This window comes from Pedobacter nutrimenti (assembly GCF_032678445.1).
Lineage (GTDB): Bacteria > Bacteroidota > Bacteroidia > Sphingobacteriales > Sphingobacteriaceae > Pedobacter > Pedobacter nutrimenti_A.
Genome location: NZ_JAVTSQ010000009.1, coordinates 103,994 through 121,084 on the forward strand (window position 1 = coordinate 103,994; position 17,091 = coordinate 121,084).

11 protein-coding genes are annotated in these 17,091 nt (G+C 39.7%); 6 read left to right on the plus strand and 5 right to left on the minus strand.

Annotation, left to right across the window (positions count from 1 at the left end; translation table 11 throughout):
* Positions 1-58: 58 nt before the first annotated feature.
* From R2S08_RS17230 to R2S08_RS17250, 5 genes are all read right to left on the minus strand, one after another.
* Entirely contained in the window at positions 59-1,414 is a 1,356-nt protein-coding gene (locus R2S08_RS17230) for a HAMP domain-containing sensor histidine kinase (RefSeq protein ID WP_316836300.1), read from the minus strand.
* Complete coding sequence (locus R2S08_RS17235; protein ID WP_316836301.1) at positions 1,414-2,091, minus strand: response regulator transcription factor; 678 nt, start codon at positions 2,089-2,091, stop codon at positions 1,414-1,416. The genes R2S08_RS17230 and R2S08_RS17235 overlap by 1 nt, the downstream gene beginning before the upstream one ends.
* 55 nt (positions 2,092-2,146) lie before the next feature.
* Entirely contained in the window at positions 2,147-2,932 is a 786-nt protein-coding gene (locus R2S08_RS17240; RefSeq protein ID WP_316836302.1) for a GLPGLI family protein, read from the minus strand.
* Positions 2,932-5,739 carry a TonB-dependent receptor gene (locus R2S08_RS17245; RefSeq protein WP_316836303.1) on the minus strand — a complete coding sequence of 936 codons (2,808 nt, stop codon included), beginning with the start codon at positions 5,737-5,739 and terminating at the stop codon, positions 2,932-2,934. Before R2S08_RS17245 ends, R2S08_RS17240 begins: the two co-directional genes overlap by 1 nt.
* A gap of 621 nt (positions 5,740-6,360) precedes the next feature.
* Positions 6,361-6,873: a hypothetical protein gene (locus R2S08_RS17250; RefSeq protein WP_316836304.1), complete on the minus strand. Its 513-nt coding sequence runs from the start codon at positions 6,871-6,873 to the stop codon at positions 6,361-6,363.
* Positions 6,874-7,143: 270 nt separating this feature from the next.
* Between R2S08_RS17250 and R2S08_RS17255 the strand changes: the two genes are divergently transcribed.
* The 6 genes from R2S08_RS17255 to R2S08_RS17280 all read left to right on the plus strand — a co-directional run bounded on the left by R2S08_RS17255 (position 7,144) and on the right by R2S08_RS17280 (position 17,088).
* A complete protein-coding gene (locus R2S08_RS17255) occupies positions 7,144-7,551 on the plus strand; it encodes a hypothetical protein (protein WP_316836305.1) in 408 nt (135 codons plus the stop codon).
* A gap of 65 nt (positions 7,552-7,616) precedes the next feature.
* A complete protein-coding gene (locus tag R2S08_RS17260; RefSeq protein ID WP_316836306.1) occupies positions 7,617-9,074 on the plus strand; it encodes a TlpA disulfide reductase family protein in 1,458 nt (485 codons plus the stop codon).
* Between the two features lie 104 nt (positions 9,075-9,178).
* Positions 9,179-12,031 carry a M16 family metallopeptidase gene (locus tag R2S08_RS17265; protein WP_316836307.1) on the plus strand — a complete coding sequence of 951 codons (2,853 nt, stop codon included), beginning with the start codon at positions 9,179-9,181 and terminating at the stop codon, positions 12,029-12,031.
* A 202-nt stretch (positions 12,032-12,233) separates the two neighbouring features.
* Positions 12,234-12,593: a helix-turn-helix domain-containing protein gene (locus R2S08_RS17270; RefSeq protein WP_133780008.1), complete on the plus strand. Its 360-nt coding sequence runs from the start codon at positions 12,234-12,236 to the stop codon at positions 12,591-12,593.
* A 225-nt stretch (positions 12,594-12,818) separates the two neighbouring features.
* On the plus strand, positions 12,819-15,296 hold the full coding sequence (locus R2S08_RS17275) for an SEL1-like repeat protein (RefSeq protein ID WP_316836308.1): 2,478 nt from the start codon (positions 12,819-12,821) through the stop codon (positions 15,294-15,296).
* Between the two features lies 1 nt (position 15,297).
* On the plus strand, positions 15,298-17,088 hold the full coding sequence (locus R2S08_RS17280) for an HSP90 family protein (RefSeq protein ID WP_316836309.1): 1,791 nt from the start codon (positions 15,298-15,300) through the stop codon (positions 17,086-17,088).
* Positions 17,089-17,091: the final 3 nt, after the last annotated feature.

The following is a 17,091-nucleotide window of genomic DNA, read 5'->3' on the forward strand; positions in this document are numbered from 1 at the left end:
TGCATTACAACCGGATAAGAGTGAGATTAGAACCGCATTAGAATTTAAATAATGCTCCTTATTTTAAGGGAAGGAGCACTTTGATCTCTGTACCCTCCATTACCGTGGATTTGATCGCGATACTACCCTGATGCAAGCGGATGATATTCAAAGAAAGTGGAAGGCCTACACCATAGCCTTCATAATCATTTGTATTCGAAGCCCTGAAAAAGGGCTCAAAAATATGCTGTACATCACCTTCAGGTATACCGATTCCTTTATCTATAACCGCTATGGAAAGTTTATTGGCCTTGCTTTCAATACTTAGGTTTACGGTTTGATGGTTGGAGTATTTGCAGGCGTTGCTTACAATGTTACTAATGGCCAGCTTAATCAGGTTTCTGTTTGCCCGTATATTCAATTGTTCTTCGCTATCGGGCAGTTTACTGAAATCAATTTCTATTTTGCTTTTAGGATAGACCTGGCCAACGGATGCTTTAATTTCCCAAAGCATCTCATCCATTCTCACATCTTCCCAGGGCTGGTTCTTACCATTGAAACCTGACTGGGCCAAACCCAGCAGGCTGGTGAGGATATGTCCAAGTCTTTCTGTTTCGTCTTTTATCTTCAATAATGCAGTTTGCTGAAGAGGATCTGTATTGGTCTGCAAGGCCAATTCTACTTCTCCGCTGATAATGGTTATGGGGGTCCGGAGCTCATGGGAAGCATTGCTGATAAAATTGTTCTGGGTCTCAAATGCCGTTTCCAGCCGGTTGAGCATGTTGTTAAAAGTCTGTGCAAGCTGGGTCATCTCATCGCCTCCATTTTTAATATCTAAACGAAGATGGAGATTTTCTGCTTTGATCTTTTTCACGCTTTTTATAATGTTACGCAGAGGCCTGAGCATATAATCAGAGAATTTCCATCCCACCACAAAGGATAAGACAATAGACAAAAGAAAGCCGGCAAGTAATATTTTTTGAAGATATTTTAACTCCCTGAAGCCAAATGGGTCGTTGGCAGAGATGATGACGATATAGCCCTGACCCGGCCCCTGGAAATATTTACCTGCATAAAAATGATTTTCCACGCGGTAACGTGCCATCTTGCCAGAATTGATTTGGTCATAGAAGCTGGCAGGGAGGTCTAAATCTGTTTTAATTGTACCCCTGTTGCCTTTGTCAGCCTTTTGAACATATTCTTTTTCCGAAGGTAGCCGTTCCAGATAGCGGTTCCTGATTTTAGCATAGGCCTCATTATTGCCATCGTCATAAAGTTTAATCTGCGCAGCAATATTGACCCTTGCTTCCAGCCGTTTGTAAAAATCTTCAAAGGCAAATTCATTAGAAAAATACCAAACAAAACCACTTAGCAATGAAATAATAATGGCTGATAAGATGGCAAACAATAAGGTGATTTTCTTGGCGATCTGCATTATTTATCTTTTACAACATAACCTAAACCAACAACTGTATGGATCAATTTCTGATCAGAAGGCTTATCTATTTTTTTTCTAAGGTAGTTTACATATACATCCACCACATTAGTGCCCAGGTTAAAGTCGATGTCCCAAACACTTTCCAATATATCTATCCTGGACAGGATTTTAGACTTGTTCTTGGCCATAAATTCCAGTAAACGATACTCCGTAGCGGTTAAGATGATCTCTACATCATTTCTCCTCACGGTTTTTGCTGTTACATTGATATACAGATCCGCGATGTTTATGATCTGGTCACTATTTACGATCCCGCTGTAACGTCTGAGCAACATCCTGATGCGGGCAAAGAGTTCTTCAAATTTAAAAGGTTTAACAATATAGTCATCGGCACCATTGTCCAGGCCCGTCACAATATTCTCTGTTGTACCCAGAGCAGTGAGCATAATAATGGGGACATCAGGCTTTTCGTTTTTAATGATTTTGCAGAGTTCAAGGCCGTTGATACCCGGTAACATGATGTCGAGAATAATCAAATCGAAAGCATTATTCTTAGCCATCTGGGCACCAATCAGTCCGTCGGGTGCTACACTGACCGAAAATCCCTCACCGGTAAGGCCCCGGGAAATTACCGAGACCACATTTGGTTCATCTTCTACGATTAATAAATTCATGTTCAAGGTAAAGAATCTAAAAAAAATCGGAGATTACAAGAAAAATGCGACTTTTCTACATCATGAAACCTTTCATGGCTGCTTTAGCATAATCGCCCCAGTTCTTTAACGCGGTACCTAAAAAGGTCTTAAAACCTTCAATATCCATCGTTTTACCTTTAGCCGGTGGCTTGATGGCCTCTGGAGATACAGGTATATCGCTAATCTTGGTTGCAAACCAGGTGATGTTTTCATGTGGTAAAGCTATGCCGAGAATCATTCCCGGAAGTCCGGAAAATGATTCCGGCCCACCGGGAACGGGGATTTTATCTGTATAAAATGCAACCACATAGATAGAATCCATCATAATACCATTGGCTCTTCTGCAGCTGTATCCCAGAATGTCACGTTTCTCATCGGTAATTTTCCAGGTAAACTTTCTGGTCTTATCCTTAATTAAAAAAGTCTCTTCATACACCTTTTTTTGTATGGTGCTTGTTTTTGCCGATAAATCATTATAAATGATGTTACCCTGAAGAGTGGAGGGTTCATCACCAAAAAAGGATCCTTGTGATGCAGTTTTAGAGTCAACCGGAGTGAACAGCGTTTTTTGGTCTGAAAAATTCAATACACTTTTCAACTGCTTAAATTGAGGTTGACTTCTCTTAAAAGCATCAAAAGCTTGTTCATAAAAGCTACTGGGTGTTTTGCCCATATTCTTTTTGATCAGGGCATACATGTTTACCTTTTTTTCATATTCAATAACCCCCTGATGAATAAACCGGGCATTTTGTGCTGCCAGTTTGTTTCCAAAACAAAGCGGCAAGATCATTATAGCGATATAGATTAGTTTCATCTTCATTATTTTTGCGTTTTTCCGCCTCCCATTTTGTTAAAGTCCCAAGTCAGGGAGCACAGGAAATATCGTTTTATAGTGGTATAATTGGTTTGAGTGATCATGTTGCCATAAGCGCTGCGGTTAAAACCAGTATTCTGGTTCAACAGATCTAGTCCGGAAATGGACAGGCGCAGATTTTCTTCTTTGAAAAACTTTTTGGTGATCGAGGCATTCCAGATAAAGCGGCTAAAGTCTTCGTTAAAAGACTCTGTTTTTCCTCTAAATTCATAATTTCCATTCGAACCCACCTCTAGTTTTAAAGGAAGATAGATGGTAAAGGAAGAACTACCTTTAAATCCCCAGCCGTTGTCGTTTAAGTTTTTCTGTAAAGAAGATTCGCTGGTATTGTAACTGGGCCCCATGCTTAGGTAGAAATTGTATTTTTTCTCTTTGTATTTGGAAACATTGATTCCTCCTGAGTAATTGTAGGATTTTGTTCTGTTCAGTTCCGTATTGGAATAATTGTAAGAGGTATTTCCATTGGCACTTGTATAAAAACCAAAGTTGAGATCAATAGGTTTAATTTTGTTGTTCAAACTTGCAGAGAAATAAAAATTTGAGGTATTCCTGCTGGTTAAATTGATAGACTGGTAAGTAGAACTGCCTGCAGCAGGATCCGTTGTCACATTGCTCACTATAGGGTTCATGGTAAAACTATAAGAACCATTAAGCCAGAGAGAAGCAGAACTCAAAATTTTATAGGAATTATAATCTACATTAAAACGGTTAGTAAATGAGGGTTTTAGGTTCGGATTGCCCATTGTGATGTTCAGGGGGTCTGTATTTACGCTGACTGGCTGGATCTGATCTATCCGGGGTTGCGTGGTATTTCCGTTATAATAAAAGCGTAACGATTTTTGCTGGGAAAATTTATATTGGTAGGAAGCCTGAGGGCTCCAGTTGATGAAATTTCGGTGCAGGCTTTCATTGCTGTATTCATCAAGTTGATTAAATTGAACGGCTGTCATCTTGCTTCCAAAATTGATAATGGTTTTGCCCTTATTGTAATTAAAGATCAAGCCAAACTGATTGCTCAGCTGGTCAAGTTGATAACGGTTACTGTATACGGTATCCAATATCGTATATTGACCAGGTGCAGAAGGATTGAACGATTTCCTGTCCTGCAAACTGTTATTGATGCCTAAGCCATAGTTAAACAAGGCAGAAAAACTGGCAGAAATGGGTTCAGAATAGGTGATATTGGAGTTGAATACATTGGTGTTAGATCGGTTGGTTTTATACTGGTCTATAATTTTTGTACTGCCTGGTATCAATATCCCCAAATCATCATAAAATTTATTGGTAGATTTTAAGAATCCAGTACTTTCTGAATTGCTGATGTTTTCCGTTAAATTTACAGATATGCTTCTTCCTTTTTTCTTAAACTTTCTGTTCCAGAAAACCGTTGCTTTAAAGAGTTTTTCATCACTTTTATTATCCAGGCTGCGATTACTCTCATTTAACATGACATCATTTTCTCTTTTGGACGAACCGATATAGGTGCTGTTTTTCTCACTATTTTTAAAAGTAGCCTCTGCCGAAATCTTTAATGAAGACAGCGTGTCGAGTTTAACTTCATACTTTATATCTCCTTTTTGCCGGAACGCATAATTGTTAAAAGACTCATCAGAATTACTTTTGATCACATTGCCAGGAAGATTGTTCTGGGAAATCACATTTTTAGTCCCATCCACATTCATAGAGCCTATTTTGTAATTGGCATTAATGGATTCTTTGTCGGTATTCCATTTTGCGTCATAATGTACACCACCAGATCTAACAAGCGGTATTCCCTGGCCGTCATACCTGCCATCAAACGAATCCAGTCCATTATCTCCGTCAAAGTAAAACATTAAGCCTCCATCATCTGAGAATTCCATACTGCTGGAACCTCCATATTTATCGCTGTCCCGCCAACCTAAACCAGTTACTCCTGTATTGCCTAAAATTCCGTAGGCAGCGAATTTTTTCTTTGCCTTGAACAGATTAAACATAAGCTGCTCCTGATAGTTTTTATTGGTTCCAAGCCCAGCATCTGCTTTTCCAAAATAACCCTGTTTTTTATCTTCTTTTAATTTGATGTTGATCGTTTTCGTCTTTTGTCCATCATCTATACCTGTAAATGCAGCCTGGTCACTTTTTTTATCGTACAGCTGTACTTTATCCACCATATCGCCACGTATATTTTTGGTCACCAGGGTAGGGTCATCTCCAAAAAATTCTTCTCCGTCAACCAATACTTTATTTACGGTTTGGCCTTGTGCAGTGATCTTTCCGTCTTTATCTATCTGTATCCCTGGTAACTGCTTGAGCAGGTCTTCCACTTTAGAATTGGGCTGTATGACATAACTGGAGGCATTAAATTCTGTTGTGTCTCCTTTTATTTTAATAGCGGTGGCTTTGCCTTTAATGATCACACCTTGGAGCAGGTTGGCTATGAGCGTTAGGCTGAGTTTTTCAAAATCTTTTTCCCGGTGTGTAGAATCGAGTTTAAAATTTTCAACATAATCTGCATAGCCTGGATAAGTAACCAATAAAATGAACTGTCCTGGTGAGAGCTGATCTATAGTAAAAGAACCACTTTTTTCTGCAAAGCCAAAGTTAACCAAGGTAGAATCTTTTGCGTTGAGTATAGATATACTGGAATTAGCAAGTTTTGCACTATAAGCGGTATCAACTATAAATCCTTTGATCTGATAGTTGTTGTTCTGCGCATGCAGAGCTAAAGAAACTCCAATAAGGAGTGCCAGCGAGAGCATTAATTTTTTCATACAGGTAAATATGTTAACCAAATTAAGGTTATTCGTTCGTCAGGCCAAGTCTTTTAAGATCTTTTAACTTTTTTTAACATGTTGGAAAGTAGGGAGTTAATGTGTGTGGTCGAGGGGTTTTATAGATGGTGAAGCCGGGGCAGATGCATACCAGAGTTGGGGTAGATTGGGAGGAGATTCGCTAAAAGTACCTGTTTTGTGGTTCTGTTATGGTTCTGCTGCGAAGGAGCCGTGAATGTCGTGCTTTGAAAATATGTTTTCTGATCGAGCTGAATCTTACAGATTCTGAGGCTCGGATCAGTAAAACATATTTTCTTGGGCGCAGACCGGGGGGAATGACGGGGGTGCATGGACAAATTTTTCCTCTATGTAGGTCAAACACTGACAAAATCACTGTCAAACGCTGATAAAGTGCTTTGAGAGCTAGGTGGTTAAATATTAGTGGTTTATGTTTGCTTCTGTAATTAGAAAAGCGGTACCGGTGCACAGGTGCTGCGGGTCCTGCAGGCTAAAGTGTGGTTTTGTTGGCTAACTAGTATAGCTTTAATTTCCATTTCATCTGGTTCTATGGCTATACCTTTACTTTTGAAGTTCAATTTGATTTTATTATTTCTTTTTTTCTCATTGCTTTAATTGTCCGATTTTATTCAAAGTTTCGGTTAATTCTGCAGGTTTATTAGTTCCTATAAGGAGTTTTTTATGATCATTAAATTCAAGTTGTAAACCTTTGTTACCCGAAACATTAAATGCTGTTCCCTTTCCAAATAACCCGAGTCTCAGTCCCCAACCCCCGTATTCGCCTATGGGGGAGTATTGTCTAACGAATACCGTTGTTAGACTGTTCCATTTATAATGCTTAAATGTTAAATGGAAAGGAAAAAAGCGAACGTAAATGCCGTCACTTTTAATTACAGTGTCTAAACGAGAAGTAAAAATCAAAATGGTTACCAGCAAAAATAAACCTGTTATGGTTAAAAGCCCGGCATCACTCATTGGTTTATCTCCAAATTGTTGTCCCAGGATAACTTGCTTGCAAACACCAAACATAAAAAGAGCATTGATGCTTAATAGAATTGCCAAAAGCCACCATTGCTTAAATTTTTGTCTTTCTGAAAATAAAATTTCCTGATTCATTTTTACGGTTTTAAAGGTATGAATTAAGCGCTGTTATAAATAGAGTGCAAAGTAAAATGGCCAGTAGTTTGAGTCCGTTCGAATTTGTCGTCTTTATAACTCAAATTAAAACGAAATATAGTTCATTTTGATGAAAAAGGTTGCGCGCCACTAAAAGATGTAAATTACAACTGACGTAAATAATTATTCAACTTAACTAGTCCTCAGCTCGTTGAGGATTGTATTAAGGTCATACAGAATTGAATTTTATAACGATTTTTATTTATTGATATGTTGGATAAGTTTTTTAAAGGAAAAGAGGTGAGTGTACCTCATTTTCAAAGCCTTGAATCTTCTTTGTTAAAAGATAAGTACTTCGTACGTACAAAACCCTGGGACTGGTTGAAGGAAGAAGAAATTTATGTGGTTTCAAAACTAGATGGCAGGCCAACAAGGATTATCATGGATTTTTGGCCTCATGAAATTTATTTATTTGCAGATGGGCAAATTACTGTTTCAGAACTTATTCATATAGCTGCAAGACGATTCATTATTGGGCGCGAGCCTGTTCCTGAAGATTTGGATGCTGCTCTTCTGGACAGTCTGGAAGGTCTGGTTAATGAATTGAAGATCGTTGAGCTTAAGGATATTCAGACTGATTTACCTTTAAATATTGAGTTGCCTATATCGAGGCAGTAAACGGAAATGATGATAAAAAAAGAAATAGATTATCCTTACTTTTAATAAACTTAATGCAATTTGTGATGAAACAATTATTGATGCTGATTTTTCTTTTGTGCAGTAATTTAATCTATGCACAGCAATTAACGGTTTCGATTAGTGGCAGTCCAGATTCCAGTCTGCGTGTTCTGTACCTCGGGAGTAGTCTTCGTTATTTTGAACCGGAGAAAACATATAACCTGGATCCGAAAGGAAAAGTCTCCGTGATAAATGACCTGACTTCTCCGGCGGCGATCAGGCTGACCAATAATGGGAAATCCAGTTTGGTTTTTCTGGAACCAGGTAAGAACCTGGAGATTTTTATAGCAAAAACCGAGGGCAAACGCTCCTTTAAAGCCAAAGGAACAAACGCAGCAGGTATTGAATTGCTGCAAAATATTTCACATCCTTTTTATCAGCAGAAGGCCGGACAATATTATAGGATAGACAGTTCAATGGCTGAGATAAAAAAAACCATTGCATTAGATATAGCACGTGAAATTAAACCCTTTGATTCTTTATTAAGAATTGGGGCAATTGACCCGGTTTTTTATAAATACATCCGTACCGATGTCGATTATTACTACGCCTCTGTCCTGGCTACTGTTGTCTTTTCTCAATATTACCTGACTACATTAGACAAAAGCCATCCACGTTATAAAGCAAAACTTAGAGCGGATTATGAAACCGAATGGCCAGACATATATAATAAATACCCGCTCAACGCCTCTGCCATGGTTTTTCCGGATTTTTATTATTACGCATTTGATTATACCACCTGGTACAACCTGATGTACCGGGCTCAAAAGGAGGGAAGGTATAATGAAGCATTTAATGCGAAGAATAGATTTAACAAGACTTATAATGGTTTTACAGAAAACTTTAGCGGAGAAATGCTGGAATATCTACAGGCAAGGTATATTCATGATGAAGCCAGTGAGGATCAGTATGAACCACAGCTCATCGAACTTTTTGATCGTTTCAAGAAGTCTTATCCTAAAAGTTCTTATACTCGCTACCTAATCCCGTTGATTGAAAAAATACAAGCTTTTCAAAAAACAGCAGCAATAGCCCTTAAATCAGATCAGGAGTTGCTGGCAAATGTCAATACATTTGATGAGGTGCTTTCCAGATTTAAGAATAAGCTTGTTTATGTAGATATGTGGGCCACCTGGTGTGGCCCCTGCAAAGCAGAGTTTGAATACAATCCCAGTCTTAAGAAGTTTCTGAAGGCAAATCAAATTGAAATGCTTTATATCTCTATGGATAAGCAAGAGGCCGATCAGCAATGGCAGCAAATGATCCGGTATTATGACCTGAGCGGAAAGCACATACGGACTTCCGACTCCCTGAGGCAAGACTTAATGAACAAGTTTTGGGACGGAAAAGGGTATAGCATTCCGCGTTATCTGATCATTAAAGACGGTAAGGTTGTAGAAGCTAATGCTATGCGGCCTGCTGATAAAGACAAGCTTTACCAGCAAATTGGAACATACCTGTAAGAAAACAGCTGATCTGACTACGAAAACATTCGTATTTTTTTTGATGTTAGCTAACAATATATTGTCTAAAATATAGAACTTTAGGGCTCAACTTATTATCACAAATGATTTACAAAAAACAAAAATTATTTATAGCTGCGGTGGCATTTGGTTTATTTATGCCTTTTGTTGGCCAGGCGCAGATGAAAACCCTAAGGCAACCGCTAAAGGCGAACCAGGCCCGTTCAGCAAGCGCATCAAATCTGCCCTTGGACCCAGCTGTACGCATGGGGAAATTGCCCAATGGATTTACCTATTATATACGGCACAATACAGAACCTAAGAATAGGGTTGTTATGTATCTGGCCAATAAAGTAGGGTCTATTCTGGAAACAGATGAACAGCAGGGCCTTGCACATTTTATGGAACACATGAGTTTTAACGGAACCAAGCATTTCCCTAAAAGCGAACTGGTCAGCTACCTGCAGAAATCCGGTGTACGTTTTGGTGCAGATTTAAATGCTTATACCAGTTTTGATGAAACGGTATACCAATTGCCTCTGCCTACTGACAATCCGGAAATACTTAAGAATGGTATCCAGATCATGCGCGACTGGGCCCAGGAGGCCACTTTGGAGACAGAAGAAATCAACAAAGAGCGTGGTGTGATCATGGAAGAAAAGCGTTTAGGCAAAGGTGCTTCAGAAAGAATGCAGAGACAGACTTTTCCATTGTTGCTGAACCACTCGAGATATGCCTCACGTGTTCCGATCGGGACAGAACAAGTATTGCTGAATTTTAAGCCCGAGACTATCAAGGGCTATTATAAAGACTGGTACAGGCCGAATTTACAAGCCCTCATCGTTGTTGGAGATATAAATGTAGCGGAGATGGAAAAAACCATTAAAGCAAAATTTTCTGATCTGAAAAATCCTCTCAAAGAGAAGCCAAGAACAAAATATACAGTACCCTTAACAGGTAAGAATCAATTCCTCGCTGTTACAGACAAAGAAATGCCTTCTACGGTGATGCAGGTGCTCGTTAAGCATAAAGCGCAGGACCTGAAAACGGCCGAAGATTATCGTGCTTCGCTCGTTAAGGGACTGTTTAATCAGATTTTGAATGAACGCTATACTGAATTGTCCAGGCAAGCTGATCCACCGTTTTTACAAGGTGGGGCAGGTATTCAAGATTTGTTGGGTGGTTTGGATATGTATGCAGCTACAGTTGTAGCTAAACCCGGAGAGCTGGAGAAAGGTTTTAAAGCGGTTTGGAGAGAAAGCCGCAGGGCACAGTTGTTCGGTTTCACACAAACCGAATTGGATCGTGCAAAACAGAATTACCTGAGCAGTATGGAGGCGGCTGTAAAAGAGAAAGACAAAACACAGTCGGAATCGTATGTGAAAGAATACCTTGAATATTTCTTACACCAGAATGCTGCACCTGGTATTGTGAAAGAAAATGAACTCGTTACCCGGTTTATTCCAGGTATTTCCCTTCAGGAAGTCAATGCTGTAAGTAAAGAATACATTAAGGATATCAATAGGGACATTGTTATTATGGCGCCTGAAAAGGATAAAGCCATTTTGCCGGATGAGTCTAAAGCACTCAGCTGGATACAAAGTGTTAATGAGGAAAAACTGGAAGCATTTAAGGATAACGTAAGTACATTGGCATTACTTGCTGGAATACCTGCAGGTGGAAAGGTTGTGAAAGAAGATAAAGATGCAGCTCTGGGGATTACCACGCTGACATTAAGTAACGGAGTAAAAGTTTTGCTTAAAAAAACGGACTTTAAAAATAACCAGATCCTGTTCAATGCCTTCTCAAGAGGAGGAACTTCCCTGTACAGCGATGCTGATTTTCAAAGCGCAACCAACGCTGCTGGTGCAGTGGCTGCCGGTGGTGTAGGAAATTACAACTCGACCCAGCTGGATAAATTTCTTACGGGCAAACAATTGGGCGTAGGCCCCTATATTGGGGAGCGTACGCAAGGATTTAATGGCAGTACAACACCAAAAGATTTGGAAACTGCACTTCAATTGATTTATGGCTACTTCACAGAACCCCGCAAAGATGAGGAAATCTTTAAAGGATTAATCGCTAACGCAAAATCAGGTCTGGCAAATCGTGGGGACGATCCAAACAAAGTATTTAGCGATACCGTAAGTGCTGTTCTGAGTAATTATAATATCCGCCGCACCGGGCCAAGTCTGGAAAAAATAAGCCAAATTGACCTGGATAAGGCATTGCGCATTTATAAAGAACGTTTCTCTAATGCTTCCGGGCTTACTTTTACTTTTGTAGGAAGTATTGATGAAGCAACCATAAAACCATTATTGGAAAAATATCTGGGCTCTTTGCCTTCAAACGGACGTCAGGAAGAAGCAAAAGATCTAGGTATTCATATCCCAGAAGGAAAGATCTCTAAAACAGTATATAAGGGAACAGAACAAAAATCAACTGTATATATGGTGTTTTCCGGGCCTTTCGATTATAGCTATGAAAATGATGTGAAAATGGAAGCTTTGAAAGAAACTTTGGAGATCAGGATGTTAGAGCGATTGAGAGAAGAGGAAAGTGGTGTATATACCCCAAGTGTACAAGTAAGCACTTCGAAGTATCCTCAAGGTAGATTCAGTATGGTCATTTCTTTTGGTTGCGCCCCTGGTAATGTAGAACGTCTGATTGCTTCTGCACTGGATGAAGTAAAGAAAGTAGGTAAAAATGGCCCGTCACTGGAAAATATCAATAAATTTAAAGCTGAAGACCAAAGGAGTAGAGAAACAGGGTTGAAGACGAATAATTTCTGGTTAAACTATTTGAACGGACAGTTGATCAATAATGAACCTTTGACCCAGGTTAATGATTATGATGCTGCGCTAGGCAAAGTTACAGTATCAGGTTTGAAAGATATCGCTGCGAAATATTTGAATGGAGATAATTACATCAGGCTTGTCCTGTCTCCTGAGAAATAATTTTACCGAGACAAAGTGAAAAAGAGCCTGATCATGATTTATGATACAGGCTCTTTTTTTTCAAAATATCCTTGATCCCAGACTAATTTGCTCTTCCTGGAAATAGATAAGAACACAAAAATGCTGTTCATTTGAAAATGAACTAAATGAACAGTATAAAATAGAAAGTTCATTTCTATATTAGAAAACACTTCTATTGTTTATGAGTAAAATAGGCCAAAAAATAAAGACTTTCCGTTTGAAAGCGAGGAAAACACAGGGAGAGCTTGCAGAAGTTCTCGGGATCTCTGTTCCTGCATTTTCGAAAATAGAAAATGGAATTACCGACGTAAATTCAGCCCGGATTATTCAGCTTGCTATTTTGTTTAAAGTAAATGCTGGTGCCTTTTTTGAAGAAACAGATGACCAGCGAGACGAAACCGAAAGAAAACAGGAGCTTTTGTTAAAGCAGCAGCAAGCAACGATTAGTGAATTGCAGGGAAAACTCATCACTTGTTTTGAAGAGAAGGACGAGCTGCAGAAAAGGATCAGAGAAACTGAAGCAGATGTAGTCAAGCATTAAGTTAAACAAGAATGCCACCCGCCCTTAATGAACGTAAAGGGCGGATTAAAATCTGTGCCCGTCTTCTGAGATTGTGGGCGTAAGAAACCCCGTCAAATTTCTATAGAACAGCTCATTTTTTGACCCCAATGGGCTGAAGTAAAAAAAATAATTTTATTATGTTTACCAGAATTCCACGGCGAAAAATGTTGTGGAAATTGTTTTTTTACATTAACCTATAGAAAAATGAATCTTAAACATGCTTATAACACGATCCTTCAGGAAACGGAGAAGGTGGATATAGCACAGGAAATTAGAAACTTAACCAAAGCCGATCTACAACAAAAAGACAATTGGTATAAAGGACTTGCTTTATTAGACCGCGCATCATCCGGTTTGGGGGAGAATAAAGACGAGGTTTTTGCTTTTTATAAGAAACTGGTTACAGAAGGACTGGACTTTAAAGCAAGTGTTTATCTTAATGAAGAAGATTACGACACGCATTTACACATTTTGCTGGCTGCTCTTGAAAAACTTGCAGTCTACTTCCCTATCATATATACACAGATTGCATTTCAGTGCAGAGAGGCCCGAAGATCTCACCGGGATGCTGAAAAAATAATCTATTATCTGGATAAGGCAATTGATCAAAAGGTAGAACTGGGTATTGCTGTAAAAGGTTATTTCCTGTATTATGGGGTATTGATCAAAGAAGATAAAGAAGCTGGTTTGAAATTGCTGAACAGTTCGTCGTCTTTATGGGTTAAATTATATAAAGGCTATATCTCTTTAAATACTGGAGATACCGAAGGGATGCTTTCTCTCATTGCTGAATTAAAAGAAAGTGAAGATTTCTTTTTACTAAAAAGTGCTTTTGTCCTGGAAGGAAATTATTACGATTCTATCCGGGATGAAGCAGCAGCGGCAGCGGTTTATCAAATGCTTTACCAGAACTATGAACATGATTACGCCTTGTTCAGGCTTGCCACAATGAAATTTGCATCCTCGGAAGATCCCGCTGTCAGATCGGAGGCTTTCGCGATGTGGAAAGAGGCTTTTGAATTAGGAACTGTAGAAGCAGCCATTCATTTGGGCTATCATGCTTTACCGGAAAATAATGGAGGTTCTTCATTTGAAGAGGCCATTCACTGGTTTGAATTAGGTTATCTGTATAACAATGCATTTGCGGCTTATCGTCTGGCTTTAATCTATTTGTATGTACCTGAATTTATAAACGGAGAAAAAGGTCTTCATTACCTGAATGTTGCTATTGCCGATGGTTCAGCAGATGCTTTAATTGAAAAGGCAGAAGTATTGCTGGATGGGGCTGTCGTACAAAAAGATGAGCAGGCCGGATTGGAGCTGCTTAGAAAAGCAGTTGAAGATAAAATGCCCTATGCAATGAACCGTTTAGGGTATTTCTATGAGGAAGGTATATTGGTTGGTGACACAGATGTAGAGAAGGCCTTGTCTTATTATGAACAAGCTGCCGAACAGAATTTCCCGGCAGGAATAAACAATTCAGGAAGGATCTACAGATATGGGGTGGCCGGTGAGCCAGATCAGGAAAAAGCAAGAGCTTATTTTGAAAAAGGCGTTGAAATGGGCTTCCCTTATGCCATGACAGAACTGGCTTTTATGTATGAGGATGGCACCATAGTGAAAGATCTTCAGCAATCTTTTGACTTGTTCAAAAGGGCCGCAGAAATGGACTATGCTTTTGCCATTCATGCGACTGGAACGTACCTGGAGAATGCTTACCATATTGAAAGTGCCGATCCAGAGGCTGCATTTAATTGGTACAAGAGAGGTGCAGAACTCGACGATGTGAATTGTACGTTTGAAACAGGGCGTTGCTATCGCTTTGGTATAGGTGTTCCGGAAGATCCGGATCAGGCTATTGCCTATTATCAAAAGGCAGCCGAAAGAGGTAACCCGAAAGCGATGGTAGAACTTGGACTATGCTATGAACACGAATATGGTGTCGCATTTGATGCTCAAAAAGCATTTGACTACATGCAAAGCGCTGCAGAACAAAACTATTATTACGGTGCCTATAAACTGGGTTACTATTATATGCACGGTTTGATCACACAGGATTCTGAAAAGGGATTGGAATGGTTTCATAAAGCGGCAGATGCCGGATATCCGCACGCTATGGTCGAAATTGGTGATTACTACATGTACGATTACGATCGAATTGACCAGGCTGAAAAGGCATTTGACTATTATCAACAGGCTTTTGAACGCGATGTATTGCATGAAGGGCTTGGACTTTGTTACGAGTATGGTTTAGGTGTGGAGACCAATTATCCCGAAGCCTTTAAATATTATGAGATGGCCGCTAACCGGGAATATATTCTGGCCATGTATCATACCGGACGTTGTTACCTCAATGGATCTGGTGTAAAGGCCAATCCGGAACAAGCCTTTCGCTGGTTTAATGATGCGGCACAGCACAACAACATTGCTTCTCAGTATTATACGGGTACGCTCTTACTGACAGGTAAAGGTGTTGCAATGAATAAAGAAGAAGGATTGCAGTGGCTTACTAAAGCTGCGGAAGAAAATTATGCGCTGGCGCAGTTTGAACTCGGAAATTGCTATTTAATGGGAGACGGAGTTGAGGAAGATGAAGAAATGGCGATGTCCTGGTTTGAAAGGGCGGCCGATAATGGCCATGAAAAAGCCATGAAACTCACTGGCAGGAAGAAAGGAAAATAATATGGATGAAAATCAGCAATATTTGTTTCAGGTGAACCTGAAAGGAATGATCTCGCTGTTGTCTGAACATTTATACAGCAATCCAAATACCTTTGTGCGGGAGCTTCTGCAAAATGGGGTAGACGCGATTACTGCATTTAAGACTATAGACGAAGGTCACCTTGGGGCGATACGGATTTACCTTCCCGATGCGAACCGAAAAGAGATGATCTTTGAGGATAACGGAATTGGTTTAAAAGAGGAAGAGATCCATAAATTCCTTGCGGTGATTGGCGAAAGTTCCAAAAGGGAGGCCTTTGAAGCAAAAGATTATATCGGGAAATTTGGGATCGGGCTGTTGTCCTGTTTTGTGGTGTCGAATGAAATTATCGTTGAATCCAGATCGGCACTCAGTGATAAAGCTTTCCGTTGGACAGGCAAGTCAGATGGGACTTACCAAATTACCGAAATCAGTGAGGAACGCCCAATAGGATCTAAAGTTATCCTGCTGCCAAAAGAAGAGTTCAAGCACTTATTTAAACCCGAAACTTTCCGTAAAAATCTGGAGAACTATGGCGAAGCATTGCCTATGCCAATTTATCTCTTTCACGATCAGGAGGAACACTGGATCAATGAAGGGGGAGCTATATGGCTGGACAGTACTGCATCTAAGGAAGAATTACTGGCTTATGGCCGTAAAGTTTTTAACACCAGTTTTTTGGACGCTTTCCCTGTCTCTTCTTCGGCAGGTGCTATAAAAGGGGTAGCTTATGTATTGCCCTTTAAAACCCAGTTTACAGGTAAACAAACCCATAAGATCTATTTAAAACGAATGTTTCTAAGCGATGATGATTGTCGTTTATTGCCCAGTTGGGCCTTTTTTATTCGTTGTGTACTCAATACCGATGGGCTGGATGCCATTGCATCCCGTGAGTCGCTGGTCTATAATGACTTGTTGAAGGAAGCAAAAAAACAAATCGGGCAGTCGATCAAAGGATATCTGAAATCTGTGGGGCTGGTGGATCATTCCATTTATCAAAAGTTGATCAATACACACTATCTGCATCTTAAAGCCATCGCCGCAGAAGATAATGAGCTTCTGCAGGTCTTTATGGATGATTTGCCTTTTGAAACCAATAAAGGAATCCGGACATTTAAAAACATTCGGGAACAGGGGCAGACCATATATTATACACCCAATATTGATGATTTTAAGCAGGTCAGACGTATTGCCGGATCGCAGGGGGTATTGATCATTAATGCTGCCTATACTTTCGAAGAAGAATTGCTCAAGAAAATCCAGCGACTGGACAAACACCTTAAAATTGAACAAATCTCTCCGGGCAGTTTACTGAATACTTTTCATGCCGTAGATATCGCAAATGAGCAGCAATTTGCGGAATTCGAGAAAAGGGCCGCAGAAGTGCTCAAGCCATTGAAATGTACCTGCAGTCTGAAACGTTTTAACCCGGAGGATATACCCGCGATCTATGTGGCACCGCAGGACGATATGAGTACCAGAAATGCGAAACAGGAAGTTTCAGCCAATAATCCCCTTGCAGCAGCTCTGGGTGCATTTGCTCCGAAAAAGAAGGCTGCAGAACCTGTTCTTTGTTTTAATGCCGATAATAAACTGGTAAAAAGGATGATTGAGATCAAGGACCCTTATGTTTTTCCTTCTATTATCCAGATCTTATACGTACAGGCATTATTATTGGGAAAATATCCGGTCAGCGATACAGAAATGAATTTGTTTAACGAAGCACTCCATAACCTGATTATTATGGGCATGGAGAATTTTATTAATATTTAAGAA

Excerpts from the sequence above, each read along its gene's own strand:
- R2S08_RS17250 (WP_316836304.1), bottom strand. The coding sequence starts at position 6,873 with ATGAATCAGGAAATTTTATTTTCAGAAAGACAAAAATTTAAGCAATGG.
- R2S08_RS17235 (WP_316836301.1), bottom strand. The coding sequence starts at position 2,091 with ATGAATTTATTAATCGTAGAAGATGAACCAAATGTGGTCTCGGTAATT.
- R2S08_RS17270 (WP_133780008.1), top strand. The coding sequence starts at position 12,234 with ATGAGTAAAATAGGCCAAAAAATAAAGACTTTCCGTTTGAAAGCGAGG.
- R2S08_RS17230 (WP_316836300.1), bottom strand. The coding sequence starts at position 1,414 with ATGCAGATCGCCAAGAAAATCACCTTATTGTTTGCCATCTTATCAGCC.
- R2S08_RS17260 (WP_316836306.1), top strand. The coding sequence starts at position 7,617 with ATGAAACAATTATTGATGCTGATTTTTCTTTTGTGCAGTAATTTAATC.
- R2S08_RS17245 (WP_316836303.1), bottom strand. The coding sequence starts at position 5,739 with ATGAAAAAATTAATGCTCTCGCTGGCACTCCTTATTGGAGTTTCTTTA.
- R2S08_RS17280 (WP_316836309.1), top strand. The coding sequence starts at position 15,298 with ATGGATGAAAATCAGCAATATTTGTTTCAGGTGAACCTGAAAGGAATG.
- R2S08_RS17255 (WP_316836305.1), top strand. The coding sequence starts at position 7,144 with ATGTTGGATAAGTTTTTTAAAGGAAAAGAGGTGAGTGTACCTCATTTT.
- R2S08_RS17265 (WP_316836307.1), top strand. The coding sequence starts at position 9,179 with ATGATTTACAAAAAACAAAAATTATTTATAGCTGCGGTGGCATTTGGT.
- R2S08_RS17275 (WP_316836308.1), top strand. The coding sequence starts at position 12,819 with ATGAATCTTAAACATGCTTATAACACGATCCTTCAGGAAACGGAGAAG.
- R2S08_RS17240 (WP_316836302.1), bottom strand. The coding sequence starts at position 2,932 with ATGAAGATGAAACTAATCTATATCGCTATAATGATCTTGCCGCTTTGT.